Source organism: Halolactibacillus halophilus (assembly GCF_900115605.1).
Classification (GTDB): Bacteria; Bacillota; Bacilli; order Bacillales; family Amphibacillaceae; genus Halolactibacillus; species Halolactibacillus halophilus.
This window is the reverse complement of the sequence record NZ_FOXC01000008.1, coordinates 42,708-67,082: the sequence shown is the minus strand read 5'-3', so window position 1 is coordinate 67,082 and position 24,375 is coordinate 42,708. Positions and strand designations below refer to the sequence as shown.

The following is a 24,375-nucleotide window of genomic DNA, read 5'->3' as shown; positions in this document are numbered from 1 at the left end:
GAATGAAAAAAATTATCATTGCAGCATTATTACTTTTGATGTTCGGCTATAGCTTATATGAGTTTATTGATCCATTTAGTGAAGAAGCAGAAAGTGAGGACTTTGACGTTGTGGACGAAGGGGCGACACTTGAGGAGAATGACGAAACAAGTGATCAAACAGACGCCGGTCCTAAAGTAGGGACAAGTGTTGGTAACCTGGCTCCGGACTTTACCTTGTCATCAACAACTGGGGAGACGGTATCACTCTCTGACTACCGTGGAAAGCGAGTGATGGTCAACTTCTGGGGTACATGGTGTCCGCCGTGCCGGGCTGAGATGCCAGACATGGAGAAGTTTTATCAAGGTAATGATGTCGAGATTCTCGCGGTGAATTTAACCCCAACGGAATCAAATGTGGGTGATGTGACGGATTTTATTGATGAGTTCGACTTATCGTTTCAAGTACTTTTAGATGAAGAACTAACGGTATCCTCGCAATACGGGATTCAACCCGTACCAACCTCTTTTATGGTTGACTCAAAAGGGGTTGTTCAATACGTTGCGTTAGGAGCGGTAAATTATGAACAAATGGTTCAGGCACTTAATACGATGGAGTAAGCACACTCAAGTGAAATAATTTGTAAGGAAAACAGCGAGACCAAGTATTTCTTGGCCTCGCTGTTTTTATCATCGATCATTTGAACATAGTGTGAAAAGCGGGCCAAAAAGAATCCGCCTCGATTAATTTAGTAGTTTCAGCTTCTTTTAATTTCTTTTGCGATTTTCTATAGATTGTTAATACTTGATTGTTCATTAAATCCTTTTATCTTCTTTTGATAATAATAGTACCTATACCTACAATCCAAATATACGAAAAGAAAAAGATCCACAAGTAAAAAATTGAGATAGACTCATCCCCTAAAAGGGTAAAAAAACCTAGAGCTACAAATAAAATAGCTAAAAAAATATGCGATGCGTATGCACAAAAACTGAATAAATTACGAATGACTCTTTCATCTGCTTAGGGAAGCTTATCTTTTTTTCTTTTTTGTTTAATCACTTCAGCAATTGCAAGAATTATTGTTGCTATTAAACCAGCTGTAAGAACTTCATATGGAAATTCTCCTTGGAAAAAGTAAATAAGAAAAGAACCCAAAAGAGCACCCATAAAAGTGCAGAAAATATTAAAGAAAGGAACCCACTTTTCTAAAAATGGCCCCCATTTTTTTCTATCCTTCATACTCATTATCTTCCTCCTCTAAAATGAATATTTCATCAAGTGGTACATCAAAATATGATATTAATTTCAATGCTAACTCGAGACTGGGATTATACTTGTTCTTTTCTATTGCATTTATAGTTTGACGTGTAACCTGTAAATCCTCAGCCATTTTAACTTGAGTTATCTTCTTTTTTATGCGGATTTCTCGAATATGGTTAATGACCCTCATTCATCACCCCTCCGAATCAGAGTAAAGATATCTTTACATTAGACGCTAGTTTTTCCCAAAGATAATCCGAAAGCTTCTTTTATTTAAACGTTTGTTTTAACTGCATTTGTTCAGTGAATAGCGTCGGATAGGATAAGAAACCTAGCATAATACTCGTTATAATAGCTGTTGTGAGTAAGATGAATAGAATTAATAGCTGAAACTGTACGGCTTGAATCGGATCGGCACCGGCAATAATTTGGCCACTCATCATCCCGGGCAACTGGACAAGCCCCATCGTTTTTTGTTTTTCAATCGTTGGAACAGTACTTGCTTTAATTGATGTGATTAGTTGTCTGTGAATCGCTTGTTTAGTTGAACCACCGAGTGAAAGAATGAGTTCAATTTCATCTTGCTTATCATTCACTTCAGAGGTTAATCGGTTTAGGAATAAAATTGATAACACCATCGCATTCCCAACAACCATTCCACTGATTGGAATGACATATTGCGGTGTAGCAGGCGTGATATTCAAACCAATTAGAATCGATTGAGTCAAAACTTCAATGGTGATATACGTTAAGGTTAACTTCCAGGTGATCCCTTTGTAGTTAATCCCTTTTTGTCTCGCATTATGGGTGGCAGCGAAAATAATTAATCCAACCATAAGGATTATAAAGATAGATGAATCTTGATCAAAGATAAATTGAAGTAGATAACCGACTATTAAAAGTTGAATAACAGACCGTACCGTCGCAACAAGAATATCTTTTTCAATCCCTAATTTTAAAAAGTAAGCAAGTAAGATTGGAATTAAGACAAATAGTAATGTGAGTGACAGAGTGAAATATGTCACGATTCATCGCCGCCTTCCAAAAAGTCAATCACTGCCTGATCAGTGGCTTCATTCAGATGATTTGTTGGTCCCTGGTAGCGACACTCACCGTCAATCAATACCCATGTATTATCACTTAACCGTTTCGCTTGGTCAATGTTGTGCGTAATCCAAAGAATGGTTTGGTGGTCCTCTTTGTTTATTTTTTTAATAAGCATTTCAATCGCTTGGGTAGATACTTGGTCTAATGAAGAGGTGATCTCATCCATTAATATAATATCGGGTTGGTTGATTAATGTTCTGGCAATGGACACCTTTTGTTTTTGTCCACCGGATAGCTCCTTAGCTTTGGTGTTTAAGAAGCGTTCTTTTAATCCAACTTTGTCTAGAAATGATAGAGCTTCTTGTTTGGATAATGTCTTATCTTGAAGTTGACGTGGTAAAGCAAGATTGTCATAGACCGTTCCAGTCGTCATCACGCCTTCTTGTAAGACGATGCCGATTTTTTTCCTTAATATCATCGGATTGATTGTCAAAATGTCCTCATTATTAAAGGTGATGGTCCCTTTGGTATGGGTTTTTAATTGATTTAGTAATCTAAAAAGTGTTGATTTACCTGCGCCAGATGGTCCAACAAAGGCGGTTATTTTACCGTGTTTGATAGAACCAGACAGGTCGTTGATGATTGTTAAATCATCGACATTAAACGAAACGTGATCAAGTAAAAGTGCTATTTCTGTCATTGTATGACTCCTTTTTATACATATTATTTGAATATATTAATTATCTGATTTTTAGTAGATAGGTTTAAAAAATGATTCACCGGGTAAACACAACAATGTAAGTGGACACTAACTTTGTTTGTCTTTCTACATTATATAGGAAATAAGAATGGGAAGTAAAATTATTTAGTTATTGTCCTTAGTCAAATGAACCAGGTAAAACTGATTGACAAATAATAATTATTACTTTATAATAATTATAAAGTAATAAAGATTAAAAACTTTTCTTTGTGCATGTTTATCTCAATTATAAAAGGGAAGAGTAACAAGGGAGAGTAAACAAGAATATATTATTTAAGGAGGCATTTTTTTATGACACAACTACATGATCACGTAAACAAAATTGTCGCAACACAAGGGGTATTATTTACGAAGCTACATCAGCATCACTGGTACGTTAAGGGAGATAAGTTCTTTACTCTACATGAAAAATTCGAAGAACTATACGATGAAGTCAACGAACAGTTTGACGAATTCGCGGAACGCTTATTAACTATCGGTGGACAGCCGTATTCAACCTTAAAAGAATTTATCGACAATTCAAGTATATCAGAAGCACCATATACTAAGGAAGTATCATCAGAAGAGATGGTGAAAACCGTATTAGCTGATTTTGAAACAGTCGTAACCGACTTAGGTAAGGGCATCGAACTAGCGGGTGAAGCCGGCGATGATGTAACTGAAGATATGTGTATTGGCTATAAAACATCACTTGAGAAGCATATGTGGATGTTCCGTTATTATCTAGGATAAGTCTAGTGGCTATTGTTTTGCTTTACCTTAATTAAATAATGATATCAAATAAAAATTAAAGGAGCTGTTTATATTGACACAACTACATGATCACTTAAATAAAATTGTCGCAACACAAGGGGTATTATTCACAAAATTGCACCAACACCACTGGTATGTAAAAGGGAATAAATTCTTCGTTTTACATGAAAAATTCGAAGAACTATACGATGAAGTCAACGAGCAGTTTGACGAATTCGCGGAACGCTTGTTAACTATCGGTGGACAGCCGTATTCAACCTTAAAAGAGTTTATCGACAATTCAAGTATATCAGAAGCACCATATACCAAGGAAGTATCATCAGAAGAGATGGTAAAAACCGTATTAGCTGATTTTGAAACAGTCGTAAACGACTTAGGTAAGGGGATTGAACTAGCGGGTGAAGCCGGCGATGATGTGACTGAAGACATGTGTATCGGTTATAAAACATCACTTGAGAAGCATATGTGGATGTTACGTTATTATCTCGGTTAAGCTAATCGGCTAATGTTTCATTTATCAATATTTGAAAGATGAATTTTAATAAAAAAGATTAAGGGAGCTGTTTATATTGACACAATTACATGATCACTTAAACAAAATTGTTGCAACGCAAGGGGTGTTGTTCACGAAATTACATCAACATCACTGGTATGTAAAAGGACCTAACTTCTTCACTTTACACGAAAAGTTTGAAGAATTATATGATGAAGTCAACGAGCAGTTTGATGAATTTGCTGAGCGTCTGTTAACGATTGGTGGTAATCCTTATTCTACACTTCAAGAATTCATTGATAATTCAAGTATAAAAGAAGCGCCTTACACAGACAAAGTTCCAGCAGAAGAGATGGTAAAAACCGTATTAGCTGACTTTGAAACAGCCGTTAAGGACTTGGATAAGGGAATCGAATTAGCTGGTGACGCTGGTGATGATGATACAGAAGATTTATGTATCGGTTATAAAACGTCACTTGAAAAGCATATGTGGATGCTGAAATACTATCTAGATTAATTTTATATTAAAGTAGTTGTTTTATCTCCATATTTGCGTTGGAATAATATCAATATAAAAAGACTCACCTCGGGTGAGTCTTTTTATCGTCTTAGCGTGAAAATATTTATGGTGCAAGGGTGTTGTTAATGGTTAAAGCTTGTTCAATCGCTTGCTTAACGCCGTGTTGATTGTTAGATGCCGTCGTATAGTTAACATTTGCTTTAATCAGGTCTGAGGCATTGTCCATGGCTACGCCGTATTTAACGTTTGTTAGCATTGGGAGGTCATTTTCATTATCACCAATCGCCATGATCTCTTCAGCTGTAATCCCTAATGTTTTGGCATAAGCTAGCAAAGCGTGCCCTTTGGTTGCTTCTTTGTGATTGAATTCAACATTATCAAATCCAGAACTGGTCACGTAAAGGTCATCTCTATTTGCGAATGTTTGTCGCAGTGTATCTAAATCACTTTTGTCGAAGGAAAAAGCGAGTAACTTATAAGGTGTGACGGTTGGATCATCTAATACGGATAAGAAATCATCGGTAAAAGTAAATGTTTCTTCTTGAAATCGTTGATTGATGTGGGCTTTAATTTGTTCATCGGTATAACCAACAAATTTTTCACGTAAAATCGTCAACAACATCTCGACAAACTGATCCTTCTTAGGTGCATAGACACCGTTACTGGTATACATTTCTAAATAAATTTTGTTCGTATCAACAGCGTCAACGATCTCTTTGGCCATCGATACGTCAAATGGGGTATCAATCAGAAGGTTATCTTCAAGGTCATAGAGGTTGGCTCCGTTCATACAAAGAATAGGGGCATACAGTCCTGCCCGTGCGATTGCTTGTTTAGCTGAGTTATAAGAGCGACCAGTCGCCACCATAAATCGGATTCCTTGTTGTTCTGCTTCATTAATCATCCGCACAGTCTCTTCTGAAATACTACCATCATCTTGTAGTAACGTACCATCTAAGTCTGATGCAATTAGTTTTATCATCTGCTTACTCCTCGTCATGTTAATGTAGTGAAAGAATGATAAGTCATTCTTTTGGGTTGAAATCCCTTCTTGATTGAAGGGGGGAACTTTTTATAGAGCGGTTAATCAATTATTGACTTGTGGTGTGATGATACCGAGATAGGTTAGGGCATCATATAATCCGCCCTCATCAACAGTTGTTGTTTGATAATCGCTATAGGCGATTAGGTCAGGATGAGCATTTCCCATCGCAATCCCAACACCTGCAAGCTTTAACATTTCCTTATCGTTCATTCCATCACCAATGGCAACCGCGTGTTCAAGTGTCTGTTTCTCTTCATTCATAACGGCTTCAATCGCTTTGCCTTTATTGACGGCTTGTTGAATGATGTCATAGTGATTGGTCATTCCTTCCACATACACTTCAGAGAAAAATAGCGTCGTGTCTTTTTGATATATCGGAATATTTTCTTTTGGACAGTTCATTAACGTCATGCCATAAATGTGCTCTTTTTTATCGTTAGAATATAAAACATTGTACTGAATCCCAAAGTGTTGGATAAATCCCTGAACATAATCGGGTTCAAGTGATGTGAAGAGGTTATGAGTATCGGAATATAACACGATTTCTTGATCGTGTGCTTCGGCTGTTTGAATAAAATCATCAACCACGTCTTCAGCCATATGTTGTTCATATAACACGCGGTCTCCTTTTCTCGCATAAGCACCATTATACCCAATAACATTGGTGATTCCGAGCTTGTCCATTAACGATTTTAGCTCATGTACCGGCCGTCCTGTCGCGAGCCATAGCTCTATGCCTTTAGTTTTGGCTGCTTCAATGGCTGCGATTGTTTTTTGATGAATGGATTGATCGTGCCTAACGATAGTGCCGTCGACATCGACAAACATGTGTGTGATTTGTGTCATTGCTGTTCCTCCAACTAAAATATAAATGTTTTAAAGGGTATTCAAACGCAACGAAAGCTTCGCTTGTTCTTCCTCATATTCTAGTGTACCATGAAAAAGAAGTGTGTGTATTGCAGAAAATCATGTAAGGGGATACATATAAAGGAGAAATTTTTTATCAAGCTTTAAGTGTAATCAGTTACGGGTTAATTAGGGACGTGGCAATGTTGTTCCCTTAAAGTTTAAATAAGCAATATTTAATTTGGTTTAACCGTTTTTAACCAGGACATTTAAGGGTATAGTCTAGCATAATCGTTATAAAGTGAGGGATTTAATATGGATGATTATTTAGATATTTTACGTGTGTTTGAAGATAATGTCTCAAAATTAAAGAAGCGATACCGCTGGCGATTTGATTCTAAAAGTATTGCACTCGTATCATTAGAGTTTGCTTTGAGTCACCAACCGCTAGATTTAAACTTATTTGAACGTGTCAGTCAAACGTTAAGTAAAAAATTGTCACCCTTTTCAACATTAAAACAGTCAGAACAATATTTTATTGCCGCATCACTAATCATTAAAACAGATGATCCGCTGGCGGCGATTGATGAGTTCTTAACCCAACAAAAAGCGCTTATAAAAGAAGGCCTGATTAAAGAAACGGTCAGTTATTATCTCGCCTTAATGTTAGTAGAAAAACATGCCCCACTTTCATGTGTTGGGACAGCTAATCAATTGTACCGGCGCTTAAAGCATCGGCACGGTTTTATGCTTAACCGAACTATCTTTCCATTTGTATTTAAAATCAGTGTTGAACAACAAGAAAATAAGCGGCTAAAGGATGAACAAGCGATTGTTGAAGTTGTTGAATCAAATTACGATGAATTAGTGAAACATGGCTTTAAAGCGGGAACGCACCTATATGTGATGAGTATGGTCTTTTCGTTACCAGCTTTCAGCAGCCATTTAAGTCATGCGATTCAATTATATAAACAATTAGCTAATGCCAACTTTATTATTGAACCAGAACAATACTTATCCTTTGCGATTTTATCTCATTCATCTTTTGAGAAGAAACATGTGATTGAACTCGAGATGTTAGTAAATGATCTACTAAAACGAACCAAAATTAAACAGGATAAGAAGCTACAAAAACAGCTGGCCATGCATATGTTACTGATTGATTATTTACCGCATCAAACGGGGGTTAATCAAGAAGTACTCACGTTAGCTTATGAATTAATTGAAGTTGAACATATGGCTATTATGTCAGCTGTTTCATCGAGTTCTATCGGGCTCTATTAATAGAATGAAAAGAGAGTAGGAAAACAGATATGGCGCAAATGACGTGTCACTTTTTTTCAGACGTTTTGCAAAAACATACCGGTATGACGGTCATTATTCCAGAAAAGACACGTAATCAATACGGCGGGATTAATTCAGATCAGCAACAAAACGTGCCTGTTTTATATTTGCTGCATGGCTTTTCTGATGACCATACGATTTGGAGTCGCCGCACCTCGATTGAACGCTATGCTGAAACACATGGTATCGCGGTCGTGATGCCAGATGGTGATCATAGTTTTTATACAGATATGCATCAAGGGAAAAACTATTTCACTTTCTTAACAGAAGAATTACCGAAGAAGGTGGCGTATTTCTTTCCGGTATCAACAGCACCTGAGGATACGTATGTCGCTGGCTTATCGATGGGTGGCTACGGGGCGCTCAAGTGGGCGTTAAGTAAACCAAAAGCTATTCACAAAGTGGCATCGCTGTCAGGAGCAGTCAATATGGCAAGGTTGCGCAAGGAGCGCGAAGGAACAGATATGGCACCGTTAATGGATCAAATTTTCGCGGATAAAGATATTGCTGGTACTTCCCATGATCTGTTTTATTTGTTGAGACGGGATATGAATAATAAAACAGATATGCCGGCTATTTATCTCGCCTGTGGAACAGAAGATTTCCTTTATGATGATAATAGACGCTTCGGTGACATACTTGAAACTTATCAGTTAGCCTCAAATATTACATTTGATTCAGGGACCCATGAGTGGGGTTACTGGGACCGGCATATTAAAGCGGCGTTAGACTGGATGTTGAATTAATAAAGGCAAACTAAAAGCTGAATATTTGCTGCGGTAACCTCTTGATAAGTGTCAGAGGTAAACCTAGAGGTCGTAACCGGTCTCTAGGTTTTTTATAACAACAAGTAAGCAATCGCTTCATGCTAGGTGGTGTGGGCTGTGGTACACTAGGGGAAAGAGGGTGGAAAAGATGACAATACTGGTCGTAGAAGATGAAGTAAAACTAGCAAGAGCTTTAGAACTGGAATTACAGTTTGAAGGTTATGATGTTAAGTTAAGTCATGATGGTAAAGAGGCGCTTCGATTGATGTTAAAAGAGACATTTGAGTTAGTCATTTTAGATGTAATGTTACCAAATTTAAGTGGAATGGATATATTGCGTCGTCTAAGAAAAGAGAATGAAACCCTGCCTGTCATTATGCTAACAGCAAGGGATCAAATTTATGATAAAGTGAGTGGCTTAGACTACGGTGCTAATGATTATATGACAAAGCCGTTTGAAATTGAAGAGCTGCTAGCAAGAATCAGAGTACAACTTAGAAAAAATGCATTAGAAGATGAGATTTTAAACGCCGATCAACTCGGAGTCAAAGATATTGTCATTTATTTAAGCACATATGAAGTGAAGAAGGATCAAACACCTGTTGAACTTACCAAACGAGAATTTGAACTGATCGCCTTTTTAGTAAAAAATAAAAATCAAGTGTTAACCCGCGATCAACTACTAGCAGAAGTCTGGGGCTATGACTACATGGGCGAGACGAATGTAGTCGATGTCTATGTCAGATACTTGCGTCAAAAATTAGGCTATGAGCTCATTGAAACCGTACGTGGTGTGGGTTATATGGTTCGGAGTGAATAACAATGAAACTTAAGACAAAGCTTGTTTTATTTAACACAATCGGTTTTTTATTATTTCTATTTGTGATTGAAACGCTCATTTATTTTAGTTTTGTACAAATTATGACAAGCCAAGAAATTGATCGGATTGAAGCCCAAGCGACGACGTTACTGGAAGCTTTTGCGCAAGATGAAATTAGCAACGTCGACCCGGTGCAACTATTTAAAGCGTACGTTCCGACAGACGGGATGATTCGTCTGATTGATGATGACGGACAGATTATTCAAGTCATAACGCAAGATGAGCGGTTAACAACTTTAGACGGGCAATTTACAAATCAAACATCGACAGATGAATTTACAATTGATGATGGTGAACGTTTTGCGAAGGTATCGATGCCAATTATTTATGTTGACCAAGAAGTAAAAGCGCTCGAGGTAGTGCAACCATTAAAATATATTGACGATGCCTTAGATGTCCTCATTCTTGTCCTCATCTTCAGCTTCTTTATGATGATCATTCCTGGTGTTTTTATCGGTCAAGCGATCGCACGAATTATTATTAAGCCAATCGAACGTTTATCACTAGCGATGCAACATAATCAAGCTGATGGTAAGTGGGAAAAAGTGGAATTTAGTGACCGTAAAGATGAGCTCGGCCATATGGCATTAAACTTTAATGAAATGAATTCGAGACTAAAATCGATGTTTGATACACAAGAACAATTTGTTGCGAATGCTTCACATGAATTAAAAACGCCACTAGCCGTGATTAAGAGTTATGTACGACTCATGGAACGTCAAGGGAAGACGAATCCAGATGTTATGGAAGAGTCGCTTGAGACGATTAATTACGAAACAGACCGAATGCATCACTTAATTCAACAAATGTTAACACTTGTATCGATTGAAAAAGGAGAATTATTCACTTTTAGACAAGTGGCCTTACGGCCATTGTTAAAACAAGCAAGTAAATCAATAGCGCTAGCGTTTGACCGGACAATTACATTTGAAATGACTGAACAAGACATTACAATTGTTGGAGATGAAGAAAAGCTTAAACAATTGGTCTATATTTTATTAGATAATGCCCAAAAGTACTCAGAAAAAGCAATACGGTTGAGCTTAAAGAAAACAGAAACAGATGCGGTGATTGAAGTCAAAGACTATGGTGAAGGATTAAGTAAACAAGACCAACAGGCCATCTTTGATCGGTTTTACCGTGTCGATAAAGCGCGTGCGAGAGAAACAGGTGGGACTGGTCTTGGGTTAACCATTGCTAAAGCTATTGTTGACCAACATGAGGGGAGAATTGAAGTCGATTCCACATTAGGAGAGGGAACAACCTTCCGTATTTTTCTCCCCCTTTAACCGTATTCTCATTAATTTCTCATGAAGCGTTTAAAAGGCTTTCATCTTCGGTTGCTATACTTAAAGTAACAAAGGGAGGATGATAAAAATGAAATCAACAATGATCAAAGTCGTCGGTAGTCTTATTGGTGGCTTAACCGTATTTTTAGTTAGTGCATACGTGTTTCAATTCGCTATGGGTACGGCAGAAGCTAAAATGTCAATAGAGGAAATTGAAGCTCTGGCCAGTGAGCGCTTTCCTGGAGAAATCATCGAGGTAGAATATGATGACGATACGTATGAGGTTGAAATTAAAACAGAAACACAATCATTTGAGTTAGTGTTAGATGCAACAAGTGGAGAAATTCTTTACTTAGAAGAAAAAAATCAAATCGTTGCCACAACGGATAATGTGGAAGTGAAAGCTAATCAAACATCTGAAGAAAAAAACACAGATGACACCACTGAAGTGTCTAACAATGATGAAAATCAAGTGACTGATACGACTGACACTACTACAACGAGTGATGATACAAATGAATCAACATCAGACGCTGAAGAAGCAACACCACCATCAACAACGGATGATAAAGATGCCAAATCGATACCTAATGACAAAGCATCTGATGTCGCAAAAGAGAAAGTAGCAACGACACCGGCTGTTATGATTAATCAGGGCGAAGCTCAAAAAATCGCCAGAGAAAAGGCAGATAATGCTAAAGTGACAGAAATAGAATTAGAAGAAGATGATGGGGCGACTTACTATCAAGTTGAACTTGAAAATGAGACACATGAATTTGAAGTGGAGATCGATGCCTTTACCGGTAAAGTACTCATTATTGAGATGGAACAACGCGACGATCAAGTGTCAACAAATAGTCAAGTCATGTCACGTGCGGCCATTGAGCAACTTATTGATAAAAGTTATGCTGGTTATCGTATCGAAAAAATAGAATTAGATGAAGATGATGGTCAAATGGTCTATGAAATTGAGTTGAAATCTGGACGAACAGAAATTGAAATGGAATTAGATGCCGTAACTGGCGATGTACTAGACTTCGATAAAGAAGTTGAAGATAAAGATGATGACGATGACGATGATGATCGTGAAGATGATTAATAAGATGAGAGGGGCGTATGCCTCTCTTTTTTTCTTTAAAGGAGGATTAGCTGTATATTGGACGACGGTGCCTAACGTTATAACCAACAACTAACAAAAAAGACAACAAAAAAAGGAAGCGATCAAATCGCTTCCTTTGTGAGTTAGGTCTAATTAGTTCTTTTCAACGTTAGCTGCTTGTGGTCCACGGTTACCTTCTTCGATATCGAAAGTTACTGCTTGTCCTTCTTCAAGTGTTTTAAAGCCATCGCCTTGGATTGCTGAGAAGTGTACGAATACATCGTCTTGTCCTTCTACTTCGATAAATCCAAAACCTTTGTCTGCGTTAAACCATTTTACTGTACCTTGTGCCATATTACTTTTCCTCCTAGTGTGGTCGTTCCACACAATTGTATTACTATTCTTGCTCAAGCATCAAAACGAAAACTTTCACGTTGCTAGTTACTTGAAGTGTTTCTGCAGTCGAACAAAATAGCTAAGTTCATTATAGCAGGCGATTTTGATAAATGCAACCCTATCGGAAGAGAAATTGTCGCTTTCGTCGATAAAATTCTGACTTTTTTCAAAAGATAAGAAATAAACCTTGATATGATAGGGTTTTGAACCAATAAAAGAAATTGAAATAAATATAACTTTTTTTAAAAAAAGTTAGAAATGATCGCTTTTTTGATGATTTCTATTATTTTCAGCTATTTAATGAGAGGAAATGGTTGCGTAAAAAGAGGTGAACCTATAATATAAGTAAGGGATTAAAATGCTCGGCGGATTTAACAATAAAGGGGAAATGATAAATGTCTAACAAAACATCCATTTATGGCTTAACGAAAGATCAATTAACCGATTGGTTTTTGAGTCAAGGATTAAAGAAATTTAGAGCAACACAAGTATGGGATTGGTTATATGTCAAACGGGTGAAAACCTTTGAAGATATGACAAACCTACCTAAAGACACACGCGATCTATTAGAAACTCATTTTACGATTGGTACATTAGAAGAAGAAATTAAACAAGAATCAAAAGATGGTACGATTAAGTTCCTATTTAAACTGTCAGATGGTAACTTAATTGAAACAGTTCTGATGCGCTTTTCTTATGGTCTATCTGTTTGTGTAACAACACAAGTTGGTTGTAATATTGGTTGTACGTTTTGTGCCAGCGGGTTACTGAAGAAAAACCGAGACTTAACAAGTGGTGAAATTGTTGAACAAATTATGAAAGTTCAACACGCGCTAGATGAAAAAGGTAAAGATGAGCGCGTTAGTCATATCGTTGTCATGGGGATTGGTGAACCATTTGATAATTATGATCATACGATGGCCTTTTTACGTATCGTTAATGACCAAAAAGGATTATCAATTGGTGCTCGTCACATTACTGTATCAACAAGCGGCCTTGCTCCTAAAATCAGAGATTTTGCTGATGAGAATTTACAAGTCAACCTAGCTGTATCACTCCATGCACCTAATGATGACTTAAGAACGTCAATCATGAAGATCAATAAAGCTTTCCCAATTCAAAAGTTAATGGATAGCATTGATTACTATTTGAAAACAACGAATCGACGGATCACATTTGAATATATTCTCTTAAAAGATGTTAATGATCATGTGAAAGAAGCAAAACAGTTGGCTAAGTTACTAAAAGATAAACGCCACTTAAGTTATGTCAATCTCATTCCGTATAACCCAGTGGCTGAACACAATCAATATGACCGCAGTGAGAAAAAACAGATTTTAGCTTTTTACGAAGCGTTACTCAATGAAGGTATTAATTGTGGGGTGCGAGTAGAACAAGGGTCAGATATTGATGCAGCCTGTGGTCAATTACGTAGTAAACAAATGAAAAAACAACAAGCTTAATTTTAAAGACAAAACCTCTGAGCACGCTTTTAGGTTTTGTCTTTTTGTTGATTGATAATAGTAACTACACATAAGTGTCCTTTTGTATATTAGCTGTTTGATGCGTAAGTATTTAAGTTTGACGCTTAGATATTTTGACATGAAACATAAATTCTTGTATACTCTTAGGGGTATATAAGGAGTGGTATAATGAGTCAATCAATATTTTTGTATGGCCTAATTGCGATATTAACAGGTCTATCATGGTTTAAAGACCGACAAAAGACAAAAAAAGCACTGATGAAAGCTAAAAATATATTAGTCAAGCTTGCACCAGAACTGCTTGCCATTCTTTTGTTTGTCGGCTTAAGTTTATCTATTTTAACACCTGAGACGATTTCATCTCTAATCGGGGAACGATCGGGTGTCATCGGTGTATTTATCGCGAGTTTTATTGGAACCTTTGCGATGTTACCAAGTTTTGTCGTATTTCCACTTGCGGATACATTGGTGAGTAACGGCGCTGGTCTTGTCCAGGTGTCTGCTTTTATTGCGACACTTGTTTCGGTTGGTTTTGCTAGTTTGCCGATGGAGAGGCGTATCTTTGGTAAAGAATTCACGTACATGAGGAACTTATCAGCCATGCTTATGGCGTTTATTTTCAGCTTCATTATTTGGGTGGTGTTACCATGGCTATAATAAAACGATATCGTGCGCTTATTATCTTAAGTATCATTCTGTTAGGTCTTTCTTTGATTAGCCCTGAACGCGGGACACAAGCGTTATCACTAACGAGTGCTAGCTTAATTGACATGTTTTCATTATTGCCCCCAATTCTTGTACTAGTGGGTCTGATTGATCAGTGGGTTGATAAACAAGTCTTAATTAAATTTATGGGAGATGACTCAAAGTTTCTAGGAGTCATCATCGCCTTATTACTCGGTGGACTTGCGGCAGGACCGTTATATATAGCCTTTCCAATTGCGATCACATTATTAAAGAAGGGGGCAAATATTCGTTATGTTGTATTTTTCTTAGGTGTGTGGACAACGGCTAAATTACCGATTGTGCTATTTGAAGTTGCGGCATTTGGCTGGAAATACACTTTGATTCATGTGTCTGTTGGATTGATTTTCTTTTATCTTGTTGGTGTCTTTTTCGAGAAGCGATTTGATCCAAACACGTTATTAAAAGAAGATATTACAAGCAATGAATAATCTTCATCTCAAAACCTTTCATTCGGCGCGTCCGTGTGAGAGGTTTTTTCTATTATAAAATTAAATAGTTATGTGACAGTTACTTCTATCTTAGTGATAGTGATGATAAAAAAAGAATAGCATATTCAGGGAGGCGAGTAGACCAGAGACTTAGAAAATAATTTAAGTAAATATATTGCGGCTCAAACTAAAGTGTGCTATTCTTTTGATAGCTAATAAGTGCAACCGTTTGCCTAATGTATTTCCATATGATTAAAAATGTATCCGGTTGCAGATATTCCTCATGCGCGGGAATATAGTCGATCGACTATTCAACAATCTTAACTAAATACTTAGGCTGTATAAAAATGACACAATGCGCAAACTTTTCACAAATTTAAGGAGGCGTCAATATGGGGAAATGGTGGCAAGACAGTACTGTTTATCAAATTTATCCACGCAGTTTTAACGATTCAAATGGGGATGGTATTGGCGATATCAATGGTATTACCGAGCGGTTACCGTACTTAAAACAATTAGGAATAGAAATTATTTGGCTATCACCCGTCTATCAATCACCGAATGATGATAACGGATATGATATTAGTGATTATGAAGCGATTATGGATGAGTTTGGAACAATGGAAGACTATGACCGGATGTCAGCGGAAGCAAATCGATTAGGATTAAAGATTATGATGGACCTAGTTGTCAATCACACATCAGATGAACACCACTGGTTCATTGAATCAAGAGAAAGTAAAACAAGCGACAAGCGAGATTATTATATTTGGCATAATCCAAAAGTAAATGGTGAACCACCAACAAACTGGGCGGCGGCATTTGGTGGTAGCGTCTGGGAGTTTGATGAGAAGACAGGTCAATACTACTTACATCTATTCAGTAAGAAACAACCTGATTTAAATTGGGAAAATGAAGCGATGCGCCGTGATGTTTACCAAATGATGCGTAACTGGTTAGATAAAGGCGTGGCCGGCTTTAGAATGGATGTTATTAATATGATTTCAAAAGATCCCCGGTACCCTGATGGTGAGGTCATGAAAACGGGTTATACTGACGGTAGCCCGTATTATTTCAACGGACCCAAAGTCCATGACTACTTAAAAGAGATGCATCAAGCTGCTTTGGCGGACTATGAAACCATTACCGTTGGTGAGATGCCAAATGTGAGTTTAGAGCAGGCGAAGCTCTATACAGCTGAGGACCGTAAAGAATTAGATATGGTGTTTAACTTTGATCACGTCGGCTTAGGTGATGGTGAACTCGGGAAGTGGACACCTGAAGCATGGAAACTAACAGAATTAAAACAAATTTTCACCCGCTGGCAAGAGGGGCTTGACCAAGTCGGATGGAATAGTTTGTATTGGAGTAATCACGATCAACCACGGGCGATTTCTCGCTTTGGTGATAACCGAAACGAGTACCGCGAAAAATCAGGTAAGATGCTTGCGACGTGTTTGCATATGTTAAAAGGCACCCCTTATGTATTTCAAGGAGAAGAGATTGGTATGACCAATGTTCAGTTTGACTCGATTGAGGATTACCGAGACCTTGAGTCAATCAATGCCTATCATGAATTAACAGCGAAGGGGCTACTTTCAGAGGATGAAATGATGGCCGCTATTTACAAACGTGGCCGTGATAATGCAAGAACACCGATGCAATGGTCTAGTGAGACTAATGCTGGCTTTACAATAGGTGAACCCTGGGTTAAAGTTAATCCGAATTACACAGATATTAATGTAAAAGATGCCTTAGCGCGAGAAGATTCAATTTTCTATTACTATAAGCAATTGATTGAACTAAGAAAACAATATGAGATAATTGTCACAGGACGGTATCAACTACTTTATCCTACACGTGAAGATGTTTATGTTTATGAGCGCCTATTAGATGACCAAGTGCTGCTCGTTTTAACAAATTTCACCGATGATGTTGTTTCAGTTGACCTAGCTGCTGATTTAACGAAGGCAACTTGTTTAATTACGAATGAGACAGAAGCGATCAAACAAACAGAAACGGGCTACACATTACAGCCATACGGGGCCTATGCGTTTTTGTTAAATAACAAGTAAAGAAAAGAGATTCTATAAGTCATGACGTAACAAACAAATAAGGATTTTAAAAAGATAATAGGGGTGCAGCAATATGACAAAGAAAATTTGGTGGAAAGAAGCGGTCGCTTATCAAGTGTATCCGCGTAGTTTTAATGATTCAAATGGTGATGGAATTGGCGATATTAGAGGGATTATTGAAAAACTCGATTACTTAAAGAATTTCGGTATCGATGTGATTTGGGTCTCACCAATTTATGAATCACCTAACGATGATAATGGGTATGATATTAGCGATTACCAAGACATTATGGCTGACTTTGGCACAATGGAAGATTTTGATGAGTTGCTGAGAGAAACACATAAACGTGGCATGAAAATCATTATGGACCTAGTTATTAACCATACCTCTGATGAACACCCGTGGTTTATTGAATCACGAGCATCAAAAGACAATCCTAAGCGTGATTGGTATATTTGGCATCCAGATAAAGACGGAAAAGAGCCAAATAACTGGGAGTCTATCTTTAGTGGGTCTGTGTGGGAACGTGATGAACAAACGGCTGAATATTACATGCATGTCTTTAGTAAAAAGCAACCCGATTTAAATTGGGAAAATAAAGAGGTGAGAGATGCCCTTTATGACATGGTCAACTGGTGGTTGGATAAAGGAATTGATGGCTTTAGAGTGGATGCCATCTCTCATATTAAAAAGCGCGAAGGTTTTCCTGATTTACCTAATCCAGAAAACAAAAAGTATGTTCCGTCTTTTGATCACCATATGAATCAACCGGGAATCGATACATTCTTATCAGAGTTCGCCCAAAAAACATTAAAAAACTACGATATTATGACAGTTGGTGAAGCGAACGGGGTAACACTGGATGATGCGGATAAATGGATTGGGGCAGAAGATGGTTACTTTAATATGATTTTTCAATTTGATCATTTAAGCCTTTGGGGAACGAGTGTCGATGGTGGTCTTGATTTAGCCGCCTTAAAAGCCGCTTTAACAAAATGGCAAGTTGGTTTAGATGGCCATGGCTGGAATGCGCTATTCTTAGAAAATCATGACCAACCTCGCTCAGTGTCAACGTGGGGAAATGATTCAGATTTACGTCAAACGTCAGCGAAAGGTCTCGCAACACTTTACTTCCTTATGCAGGGGACACCGTTTATTTATCAAGGTCAGGAGATTGGGATGACGAACGTTCAGTTTGACTCGATTGATGACTATAACGATGTTGCGATTAAAAACCGTTATAAACATGAAAGAGAAGAAGGAAAGTCTCATGACGAGATTATGGCCTCAATTTGGAAGAATGGTCGTGATAACTCGCGAACACCGATGCACTGGGATCAATCACCAATGGCTGGTTTTACGACAGGAACGCCTTGGCTTAAAATGAATCCAAACTATCCCGATATTAATGTGAAGCACAATGTCGAAGACCCACATTCGGTCTATCATTATTACAAACGTTTAATTGAAATTAGAAAAGCGAGTGATGTATTAATTTATGGTCATTATACCCTTATTCAAGGTGAGCATGAACACGTCTATAGTTATTTACGACACGACGAAGAACATGACGAGGCATATATCATTGCCATTAATATGTTTGCCGTAAATACAACGATTGACTTTGCTGATGATTATGAGCTTATTGACTGTGTTTTATCAAATTATGTTGTAACAGAAAAGACACTTAGCTTAAAACTGCGTCCTTATGAGGCAAGGGTTTATAAAGTCTTACCGAAAAAATAAGTGAAACAAGTGATTTAAATATTGCTAAGCCTTCTTTTATAGTAAGACAAAAAACCAAGTGACGAAAAAATCTCGCTCACTTGGTTTTTTGTTTGTTTAATCCCACTTAAACGGGGTTTCTTGATACACGTAATAGTTTAACCAGTTTGAAAACAGTAAATAGGCAAGCGAACGCCAGCGGTTTTTAGGGTCTTCATTTGGGTTATTGTTCGGGAAATAGTTTGTCGGCGCATCAACCTTGATGCCTTTATTTAAGTCACGAATAAATTCTTCGTTTAAAGTATCAGCATCATATTCAATATGACCGGTAATCATCACATGTCGTTCATCTTTTGATGCGATGAGTAAGGGGCCAGCTTCTTTTGAATCATCCAACATTAATAAATCTGGGTGGTGCTTAATGTATTGGTAAATGGCATCGGTTTTACGTGAGTGTGGAGCTAAAAATTCATCGTTAATGCCGCGCATTAACTTATTTGTCGCTTCAATCCTTTGATGCATAAAGATGCCAGAAATCTTTTTATCACGCGGTTGTTTATCAATTCCATAATGATGATAAAGCGCCGCTTGTGCACCCCAACAGATGTGCAAGGTCGACGTGACATGGTCCTTGGACCAATTCATGATTTCAACCATCTCTTTCCAGTATTCAACATCTTCAAAATCAAGGTGTTCAACTGGAGCACCAGTGATAATCATCCCGTCATAATACCTGGTTTTTATTGCATCAAAGGTTTGATAAAATTTCTCTAAGTGTGATTTTGTCACATTTTTAGATTCATAGGTAGCAGTGTGAATAAAATCGACATTAACTTGTAGCGGTGAATTACTTAGTAACCTCAACAGTTGAGTCTCAGTCCGCTCTTTTTCAGGCATCAGATTTAATAATAATAAATTAAGCGGACGGATATCTTGTGTCGTCGCTCGATCGGATTCCATAATAAAAATATTTTCTTTTTCTAATATTGGTCGTGCGGGTAGTGCACGTGGTACATTTATAGGCAATCAAAATCCCCCCGTTCGTTAACTTTATTTGTCTATTATAGCTTTGTTGGTATATGGATTCAATCAAATTTAAGAAAATTCAGACAAAAAGTCCTCATGGTCTGTCTTAAACAGACCATGAGGACGTTGGTTATATTTTTAAGCGATCAGGTAAGGTAACAATTGACTCAATTAATGTGTTGAGTTTTGTTTCAATCCGGTGCAACAAATAAAAAGTTACCACAATCGGAAAACCTAAATCAGCGATTAATTGGATCCATTGAGGGTCCATCTACAAACCTCCTCTCAACAAGTGATAAACAAATAGGAGGCCAGAAAGGCCTCCTATGTTAAGTCATGTGATTAACCAAGGGTAATATCAGTGACTTGACGTTCAACGATACGGGCACTCTCTTTTTTAACGAGATCACCACCTGAAGAAATAAACGCATTTTCGGTTACGATTGTATCCATAACAGTGTTAATTAAAGCCGGATCAACCGGTTCAATGGGTGTGTCGAGTGAAAGTGTGACGATTTTATCATCGATATTTCTAAACTTAAGTTCTAAGACTTTCATAGTATGTCCACCTCCTTTCCTTAGCAATCATTGTCGCTAATTACTCTGGAGAGATTAGCGACGTGTCATTACGTTTGATTTCCATTAGAGGATACTGTTGAACTGAGCTAAGTGCGTTACTTACAACAAGTAAAGCTTCTGGTGTTGCATCGGTTTTTACGTTGTTAAATGACTTTGTTTTAACGATGTCTTTGCCTTCTAAATCTGCGCCGGTGATGAAGTATAACTGTAAACGTGAGTTTGTGGTAACTTGAGTAGCCATGGTGCCTCACCTCCTTTCACAACTATAATCGTTATGAGAAAATAAAGGAGGCGGAAAAATACGACGAATTGTGCTATGATGATATCTAATTATCAACTGATTTCTTCTAATCAAAACTTAAATAGAGGTGCAAAATGATAACATATCCAGTATTTACAAACGGTTCAACCATCGGAGTACCAGCACCGTCATCGGGTGTTGGAGAAGAACGACATAATATACTCAATCAAGCAATTAAACGAATGCAAACTAAAGGATTTAATGTTGTTTCAGGCGAGACTGCTTGGACTCAGAATAAAGCAAAGTCCGCACCTGCAATGAAACGTGCCAAGGAGTTTAACTCAATGATTAAAAATGATGAAATTGAGGTTATTATTCCTCCATGGGGTGGGGAGCTTTTAATCGACATACTAGAATATGTTGAATTTGATAAGATGCAAAACAAATGGATCCTAGGCTATTCTGATCTAAGTGTATTGTTATTAGCTATTACATTATCAAAAGGTCTTGCCACAGCCCATGGTACAAATTTAGTTGATTTAAGAGGGGAATATTCTGATGAAACAACGGCTATGTGGGCGTCCGTTTTAGCTACTAATAGAGGTGAAACGATTGTGCAAAAGTCATCACCACTATATCAAAAGGAGTGGAGCCACAATAATCCGTCATCTTGTGTCTTTAATCTAACTGAAAAAACGTATTGGAAAACTATCAATAATCAACCAATCTGTATAGAAGGTCGTCTTCTTGGTGGGTGTATTGATGTGATTCGCCATTTAATTGGCACGCCTTATGGGGACGTAAAAAGATTTCGAGATAAATACATACCGAATGAACCGGTTGTATGGTATTTAGAGAACTGCGAATTAAATACGACTGATTTGAGAAGGTCTTTGGTACAAATGAAGTTAGCGGGTTGGTTTGAAGGATGTTCCGGAATACTCTTTGGTCGAAGTCACGGAAACTATAAAACAGACTTTTAAGCCTTGAAACAATAAATTGTCTAAAACAAGAGAGAACACGTCTAATAACGGAAATGTATTGACTGGATCATTGGCATTGTTATAATAATGAGTGTGTTAGGCATTGGAGTCAAACAGGTGCCTTTAGTATGGTTAGGTTTCTTAAGTACATGCGAATAATAGATTAAGAGCTATCTTAACTTAATCAACGCGGTAGCAAAAAATGTGCACTTAAAACCTTAATTTATAATCTTATCGAGAATAACTTAAAACAAACCTGAGGCAATGATCAATCGGTCATAGCTTATAGGATATGGTATACTATTGTTAGAAACAAAAAAGAGACAAAGGCGGGAACATTCATGACAAAAAAACTAATTTTCTTCGATATTGACGGTACGCTGTTGGACCATAATAAACAGTTACCAGAAAAAACGATCGAAGCTATTAACATATTAAAAGAAAAGGGCCATACTGTGGCCATTGCAACTGGACGGGGCCCCTTTATGTATGAAGATATTCGGGCGTCACTAGGAATAGATACTTACATCAGTTATAACGGGTCGTTTGTCGTCTATCAAGGAAACGTCATTTTCACAACACCACTTGATAAGCGGGCACTGCTTCAACTTGAAGTTGAAGGACATAATAATAATCATCCGATGATGTTTATGGATCATCAAAATATGCGCCAAAACGTGGAGAATCATCCATCGATTGATAAAAGTATTGCGTCCCTTAAATTAACCTTCACCCCTGATTATGATCCGAGTTATCATGCAGGACGTGATTTATATCAAGCCTTGTTTTTTGTTGATCAAGAAGAAATTAAACAATATGAAGGCCAATATCCAGAGTTTGACTTCGTTCGTTGGCATCCACTTTCTGTTGATATTATACCGGCAGGGGGATCGAAATGGCGAGGGATTAAACAATTGATTGATCACTTAAACATTGACCCAAGTGATGTCTATGCCTTCGGTGATGGATTAAATGATGTTGAGATGCTTGAAAATATTCATAACAGTGTAGCAATGGGTAACAGCTGTTCAGAGGCGAAGCAAGTGGCAGATTATGTGACGGCTGATGTTGATGAAGATGGGTTGTATCTAGGAATTAAAGAAATGGGCTTATTATAAGTTGAAATTAAAGTAGTTGTCACAACGTGGCAACTGCTTTAATTTTTTTATAAACTGAGATAGTCATCTAGTCGTTTTCAATATTTTCTGATATTATTATAATCACCGAAAAAAAGAGGCATAGCATGTGAATATAGAATGACTATTGTCTAGGAAGATGGCTACCAAATCGACTGACGCACTGCTTTAGTTGAAATCGTTTGTAATATGGTACACTAAGTCATATATGCGGCTGCTTGAGTGAATTAAGCGCACGTCTATGTCATTATTCCACTTATGGTGGATGAGGAATAAAATAAATAAATAAAGGGGAAGATAAAGATGGAACAACAATTATTTGACTGGATGGATCAGATTGAACAGGATTTACTTGATATTCGCACACACTTATTTGAAAACCCAGAGCTTGGCGATAGGGAATTTATCGCACAAGAAACGTTGGTTAGTTATTTGAACAAACATGCTTTTACTGTAGAGACGGGATTAGTTGGGCGACCAACGTCGTTTAAGGCGATATATGAAGGGGAAAAAGCAGGTCCGACCATTGGAATTATGGCTGAATATGATGCACTACCGGGTGTGGGGCATGGCTGTGGCCACAATTTAATTGCGACGATGGGGATTGGCGCAGGAATTCTGCTTAGTAAGGTGATTGATGAGACGGGTGGCACCGTAATTGTATATGGCACACCAGCAGAGGAAACCAATGGTGCGAAAGTGCCAATGGCAGACGAAGGCATGTTTGATGTTTGTGATGTAGCGATGATGGTGCATCCGGCAGGTGTATCGGCCAAAAGCGGCGAGTCATTAGCCATGGATGCGATTGAATTCCGTTACGAGGGGAAAACGAGTCACGCAGCAGCATCACCAGAAGAAGGCATTAATGCGCTTGACAGTGTGATTCAACTGTATAATGGTATCAATGCTTTAAGACAACATTTAAAGGATGATGTGAGAATTCATGGTGTCATCACTGAAGGTGGTCAAGCAGCCAACGTTGTTCCAGACTTAGCGATCAGTCAGTTCTATATTCGGGCGAAAGAACGCCGTGATGTAAACGATGTCGTAGCAAAAGTGAAAAAAATTGCAGAAGGAGCAGCACTTATGACAGGTGCCACGTTAGCGATGCGAAACTATGAGCTTAGCTACGATAATATGATCACCAATCAAACGTTATCGAATATTTATGCAGAACAACTTTATAAAGCAGGTGAGACCGAAATAGAAGAAGCGCGAGGTGGTTTAGGATCAATGGATATTGGTAATGTCAGTCACCGCGTGCCGGCAATTCATCCTTATATTGGAATGGGTAAAGCAGGACTTGTCGCGCATACGACAGCTTTCCGCGATCAAACGATGACTAAAGCTGGCGAACTGGCGTTACGACGCGGGGCACTGTCAATGGCGTTAACGGGCCTTAAATGCATAACCGACCCGGAATTGTTGGCCGAAATTAAACGTGAATTTAATCAGAGAAAAAAATAATT

The 24,375-nt window shown here is 37.8% G+C and carries 27 protein-coding genes and 1 pseudogene; 17 read left to right on the top strand and 11 right to left on the bottom strand.

The window, feature by feature from the left end; translation table 11 throughout:
* Positions 1–2: 2 nt before the first annotated feature.
* The gene (locus BM098_RS04680; protein WP_089830917.1) at positions 3–599 is read left to right on the top strand and encodes a peroxiredoxin family protein; all 597 of its coding nucleotides are present in this window, start codon (positions 3–5) and stop codon (positions 597–599) included.
* Positions 600–1,002: 403 nt separating this feature from the next.
* Here BM098_RS04680 and BM098_RS04675 read toward each other — a convergent pair whose 3' ends face one another.
* From BM098_RS04675 to BM098_RS04660, 4 genes are all read right to left on the bottom strand, one after another.
* Positions 1,003–1,227 (bottom strand): hypothetical protein, encoded by a 225-nt coding sequence (locus tag BM098_RS04675; protein WP_089830915.1) that lies wholly within the window; start codon positions 1,225–1,227, stop codon positions 1,003–1,005.
* Entirely contained in the window at positions 1,211–1,432 is a 222-nt protein-coding gene (locus tag BM098_RS04670) for a helix-turn-helix transcriptional regulator (protein ID WP_089830913.1), read from the bottom strand. Before BM098_RS04670 ends, BM098_RS04675 begins: the two co-directional genes overlap by 17 nt.
* A gap of 79 nt (positions 1,433–1,511) precedes the next feature.
* The gene (locus BM098_RS04665; protein ID WP_089830911.1) at positions 1,512–2,267 is read right to left on the bottom strand and encodes an ABC transporter permease; all 756 of its coding nucleotides are present in this window, start codon (positions 2,265–2,267) and stop codon (positions 1,512–1,514) included.
* A complete protein-coding gene (locus BM098_RS04660) occupies positions 2,264–2,989 on the bottom strand; it encodes an ABC transporter ATP-binding protein (RefSeq protein ID WP_089830910.1) in 726 nt (241 codons plus the stop codon). Before BM098_RS04660 ends, BM098_RS04665 begins: the two co-directional genes overlap by 4 nt.
* 351 nt (positions 2,990–3,340) lie before the next feature.
* Between BM098_RS04660 and BM098_RS04655 the strand changes: the two genes are divergently transcribed.
* The 3 genes from BM098_RS04655 (at position 3,341) to BM098_RS04645 (ending at position 4,812) form a co-directional block, all read left to right on the top strand.
* Positions 3,341–3,781, top strand: coding sequence for a Dps family protein (locus BM098_RS04655; protein ID WP_089830908.1), 441 nt, complete (start codon positions 3,341–3,343; stop codon positions 3,779–3,781).
* Positions 3,782–3,851: 70 nt separating this feature from the next.
* Entirely contained in the window at positions 3,852–4,295 is a 444-nt protein-coding gene (locus BM098_RS04650; RefSeq protein WP_089830906.1) for a Dps family protein, read from the top strand.
* Between the two features lie 73 nt (positions 4,296–4,368).
* Entirely contained in the window at positions 4,369–4,812 is a 444-nt protein-coding gene (locus BM098_RS04645; RefSeq protein ID WP_089830904.1) for a Dps family protein, read from the top strand.
* Between the two features lie 106 nt (positions 4,813–4,918).
* Here BM098_RS04645 and BM098_RS04640 read toward each other — a convergent pair whose 3' ends face one another.
* Positions 4,919–5,797, bottom strand: a complete 879-nt coding sequence (locus BM098_RS04640) for an HAD family hydrolase (protein WP_159430110.1) — start codon at positions 5,795–5,797, stop codon at positions 4,919–4,921.
* Between the two features lie 105 nt (positions 5,798–5,902).
* Positions 5,903–6,706, bottom strand: a complete 804-nt coding sequence (locus tag BM098_RS04635; RefSeq protein WP_089830900.1) for an HAD family hydrolase — start codon at positions 6,704–6,706, stop codon at positions 5,903–5,905.
* 315 nt (positions 6,707–7,021) lie between these two features.
* Here BM098_RS04635 and BM098_RS04630 point away from each other — a divergent pair, with 315 nt between their 5' ends.
* The 5 genes from BM098_RS04630 (at position 7,022) to BM098_RS04610 (ending at position 12,085) form a co-directional block, all read left to right on the top strand.
* Positions 7,022–7,990 carry a DUF4003 family protein gene (locus tag BM098_RS04630; protein ID WP_089830898.1) on the top strand — a complete coding sequence of 323 codons (969 nt, stop codon included), beginning with the start codon at positions 7,022–7,024 and terminating at the stop codon, positions 7,988–7,990.
* 29 nt (positions 7,991–8,019) lie between these two features.
* Positions 8,020–8,796: an alpha/beta hydrolase gene (locus tag BM098_RS04625; protein ID WP_089830896.1), complete on the top strand. Its 777-nt coding sequence runs from the start codon at positions 8,020–8,022 to the stop codon at positions 8,794–8,796.
* A gap of 160 nt (positions 8,797–8,956) precedes the next feature.
* Positions 8,957–9,637 (top strand): response regulator transcription factor, encoded by a 681-nt coding sequence (locus tag BM098_RS04620; protein WP_089830894.1) that lies wholly within the window; start codon positions 8,957–8,959, stop codon positions 9,635–9,637.
* A gap of 2 nt (positions 9,638–9,639) precedes the next feature.
* Positions 9,640–10,986, top strand: a complete 1,347-nt coding sequence (locus BM098_RS04615; protein WP_089830892.1) for a HAMP domain-containing sensor histidine kinase — start codon at positions 9,640–9,642, stop codon at positions 10,984–10,986.
* 88 nt (positions 10,987–11,074) lie between these two features.
* Positions 11,075–12,085, top strand: coding sequence for a PepSY domain-containing protein (locus BM098_RS04610; protein WP_159430109.1), 1,011 nt, complete (start codon positions 11,075–11,077; stop codon positions 12,083–12,085).
* 153 nt (positions 12,086–12,238) lie between these two features.
* On the opposite strand, the gene BM098_RS04605 is transcribed toward BM098_RS04610, so the two are convergent.
* Entirely contained in the window at positions 12,239–12,439 is a 201-nt protein-coding gene (locus tag BM098_RS04605; protein ID WP_062322196.1) for a cold-shock protein, read from the bottom strand.
* A 437-nt stretch (positions 12,440–12,876) separates the two neighbouring features.
* Here BM098_RS04605 and rlmN point away from each other — a divergent pair, with 437 nt between their 5' ends.
* The 5 genes from rlmN to BM098_RS04580 all read left to right on the top strand — a co-directional run bounded on the left by rlmN (position 12,877) and on the right by BM098_RS04580 (position 18,962).
* A complete protein-coding gene (gene rlmN / locus BM098_RS04600) occupies positions 12,877–13,944 on the top strand; it encodes a dual-specificity RNA methyltransferase RlmN (protein WP_089830888.1) in 1,068 nt (355 codons plus the stop codon).
* Between the two features lie 189 nt (positions 13,945–14,133).
* On the top strand, positions 14,134–14,622 hold the full coding sequence (locus BM098_RS04595) for a hypothetical protein (RefSeq protein ID WP_089830886.1): 489 nt from the start codon (positions 14,134–14,136) through the stop codon (positions 14,620–14,622).
* Positions 14,613–15,140: a permease gene (locus tag BM098_RS04590; protein WP_089830884.1), complete on the top strand. Its 528-nt coding sequence runs from the start codon at positions 14,613–14,615 to the stop codon at positions 15,138–15,140. The genes BM098_RS04595 and BM098_RS04590 overlap by 10 nt, the downstream gene beginning before the upstream one ends.
* 392 nt (positions 15,141–15,532) lie before the next feature.
* Positions 15,533–17,215: an alpha-glucosidase gene (locus BM098_RS04585; RefSeq protein WP_089830881.1), complete on the top strand. Its 1,683-nt coding sequence runs from the start codon at positions 15,533–15,535 to the stop codon at positions 17,213–17,215.
* 73 nt (positions 17,216–17,288) lie between these two features.
* Positions 17,289–18,962, top strand: a complete 1,674-nt coding sequence (locus BM098_RS04580; RefSeq protein ID WP_089830879.1) for an alpha-glucosidase — start codon at positions 17,289–17,291, stop codon at positions 18,960–18,962.
* Between the two features lie 96 nt (positions 18,963–19,058).
* Here BM098_RS04580 and metA read toward each other — a convergent pair whose 3' ends face one another.
* The 4 genes from metA to BM098_RS04560 all read right to left on the bottom strand — a co-directional run bounded on the left by metA (position 19,059) and on the right by BM098_RS04560 (position 20,787).
* Positions 19,059–19,967 carry a homoserine O-acetyltransferase MetA gene (gene metA, locus BM098_RS04575; RefSeq protein ID WP_089830877.1) on the bottom strand — a complete coding sequence of 303 codons (909 nt, stop codon included), beginning with the start codon at positions 19,965–19,967 and terminating at the stop codon, positions 19,059–19,061.
* A gap of 130 nt (positions 19,968–20,097) precedes the next feature.
* The gene (locus tag BM098_RS04570) at positions 20,098–20,238 is read right to left on the bottom strand and encodes a YvrJ family protein (protein WP_062322183.1); all 141 of its coding nucleotides are present in this window, start codon (positions 20,236–20,238) and stop codon (positions 20,098–20,100) included.
* A gap of 71 nt (positions 20,239–20,309) precedes the next feature.
* Complete coding sequence (locus tag BM098_RS04565; RefSeq protein WP_089830875.1) at positions 20,310–20,525, bottom strand: DUF2922 domain-containing protein; 216 nt, start codon at positions 20,523–20,525, stop codon at positions 20,310–20,312.
* A 40-nt stretch (positions 20,526–20,565) separates the two neighbouring features.
* Positions 20,566–20,787 carry a DUF1659 domain-containing protein gene (locus BM098_RS04560; RefSeq protein ID WP_089830873.1) on the bottom strand — a complete coding sequence of 74 codons (222 nt, stop codon included), beginning with the start codon at positions 20,785–20,787 and terminating at the stop codon, positions 20,566–20,568.
* A gap of 134 nt (positions 20,788–20,921) precedes the next feature.
* Here BM098_RS04560 and BM098_RS04555 point away from each other — a divergent pair.
* The 3 genes and pseudogenes from BM098_RS04555 to BM098_RS04545 all read left to right on the top strand — a co-directional run.
* Positions 20,922–21,755 (top strand): annotated as a pseudogene (locus tag BM098_RS04555) (S66 family peptidase); the annotation flags it as partial.
* 356 nt (positions 21,756–22,111) lie between these two features.
* Positions 22,112–22,888 (top strand): Cof-type HAD-IIB family hydrolase, encoded by a 777-nt coding sequence (locus BM098_RS04550; RefSeq protein WP_089830869.1) that lies wholly within the window; start codon positions 22,112–22,114, stop codon positions 22,886–22,888.
* A gap of 321 nt (positions 22,889–23,209) precedes the next feature.
* Entirely contained in the window at positions 23,210–24,373 is a 1,164-nt protein-coding gene (locus tag BM098_RS04545) for a M20 family metallopeptidase (RefSeq protein WP_089830867.1), read from the top strand.
* Positions 24,374–24,375: the final 2 nt, after the last annotated feature.

What these genes read in the sequence shown, in the direction of transcription:
- BM098_RS04640 (WP_159430110.1), bottom strand. Translation starts at nt 5,797, where the DNA reads ATGATAAAACTAATTGCATCAGACTTAGATGGTACGTTACTACAAGAT.
- BM098_RS04545 (WP_089830867.1), top strand. Translation starts at nt 23,210, where the DNA reads ATGGAACAACAATTATTTGACTGGATGGATCAGATTGAACAGGATTTA.
- BM098_RS04670 (WP_089830913.1), bottom strand. Translation starts at nt 1,432, where the DNA reads ATGAGGGTCATTAACCATATTCGAGAAATCCGCATAAAAAAGAAGATA.
- BM098_RS04560 (WP_089830873.1), bottom strand. Translation starts at nt 20,787, where the DNA reads ATGGCTACTCAAGTTACCACAAACTCACGTTTACAGTTATACTTCATC.
- BM098_RS04630 (WP_089830898.1), top strand. Translation starts at nt 7,022, where the DNA reads ATGGATGATTATTTAGATATTTTACGTGTGTTTGAAGATAATGTCTCA.
- BM098_RS04610 (WP_159430109.1), top strand. Translation starts at nt 11,075, where the DNA reads ATGAAATCAACAATGATCAAAGTCGTCGGTAGTCTTATTGGTGGCTTA.
- BM098_RS04615 (WP_089830892.1), top strand. Translation starts at nt 9,640, where the DNA reads ATGAAACTTAAGACAAAGCTTGTTTTATTTAACACAATCGGTTTTTTA.
- BM098_RS04565 (WP_089830875.1), bottom strand. Translation starts at nt 20,525, where the DNA reads ATGAAAGTCTTAGAACTTAAGTTTAGAAATATCGATGATAAAATCGTC.
- BM098_RS04675 (WP_089830915.1), bottom strand. Translation starts at nt 1,227, where the DNA reads ATGAGTATGAAGGATAGAAAAAAATGGGGGCCATTTTTAGAAAAGTGG.
- BM098_RS04635 (WP_089830900.1), bottom strand. Translation starts at nt 6,706, where the DNA reads ATGACACAAATCACACACATGTTTGTCGATGTCGACGGCACTATCGTT.
- BM098_RS04625 (WP_089830896.1), top strand. Translation starts at nt 8,020, where the DNA reads ATGGCGCAAATGACGTGTCACTTTTTTTCAGACGTTTTGCAAAAACAT.
- BM098_RS04595 (WP_089830886.1), top strand. Translation starts at nt 14,134, where the DNA reads ATGAGTCAATCAATATTTTTGTATGGCCTAATTGCGATATTAACAGGT.
- BM098_RS04655 (WP_089830908.1), top strand. Translation starts at nt 3,341, where the DNA reads ATGACACAACTACATGATCACGTAAACAAAATTGTCGCAACACAAGGG.
- BM098_RS04605 (WP_062322196.1), bottom strand. Translation starts at nt 12,439, where the DNA reads ATGGCACAAGGTACAGTAAAATGGTTTAACGCAGACAAAGGTTTTGGA.
- BM098_RS04580 (WP_089830879.1), top strand. Translation starts at nt 17,289, where the DNA reads ATGACAAAGAAAATTTGGTGGAAAGAAGCGGTCGCTTATCAAGTGTAT.
- BM098_RS04590 (WP_089830884.1), top strand. Translation starts at nt 14,613, where the DNA reads ATGGCTATAATAAAACGATATCGTGCGCTTATTATCTTAAGTATCATT.
- BM098_RS04585 (WP_089830881.1), top strand. Translation starts at nt 15,533, where the DNA reads ATGGGGAAATGGTGGCAAGACAGTACTGTTTATCAAATTTATCCACGC.
- BM098_RS04660 (WP_089830910.1), bottom strand. Translation starts at nt 2,989, where the DNA reads ATGACAGAAATAGCACTTTTACTTGATCACGTTTCGTTTAATGTCGAT.
- BM098_RS04550 (WP_089830869.1), top strand. Translation starts at nt 22,112, where the DNA reads ATGACAAAAAAACTAATTTTCTTCGATATTGACGGTACGCTGTTGGAC.
- rlmN (WP_089830888.1), top strand. Translation starts at nt 12,877, where the DNA reads ATGTCTAACAAAACATCCATTTATGGCTTAACGAAAGATCAATTAACC.
- BM098_RS04570 (WP_062322183.1), bottom strand. Translation starts at nt 20,238, where the DNA reads ATGGACCCTCAATGGATCCAATTAATCGCTGATTTAGGTTTTCCGATT.
- BM098_RS04680 (WP_089830917.1), top strand. Translation starts at nt 3, where the DNA reads ATGAAAAAAATTATCATTGCAGCATTATTACTTTTGATGTTCGGCTAT.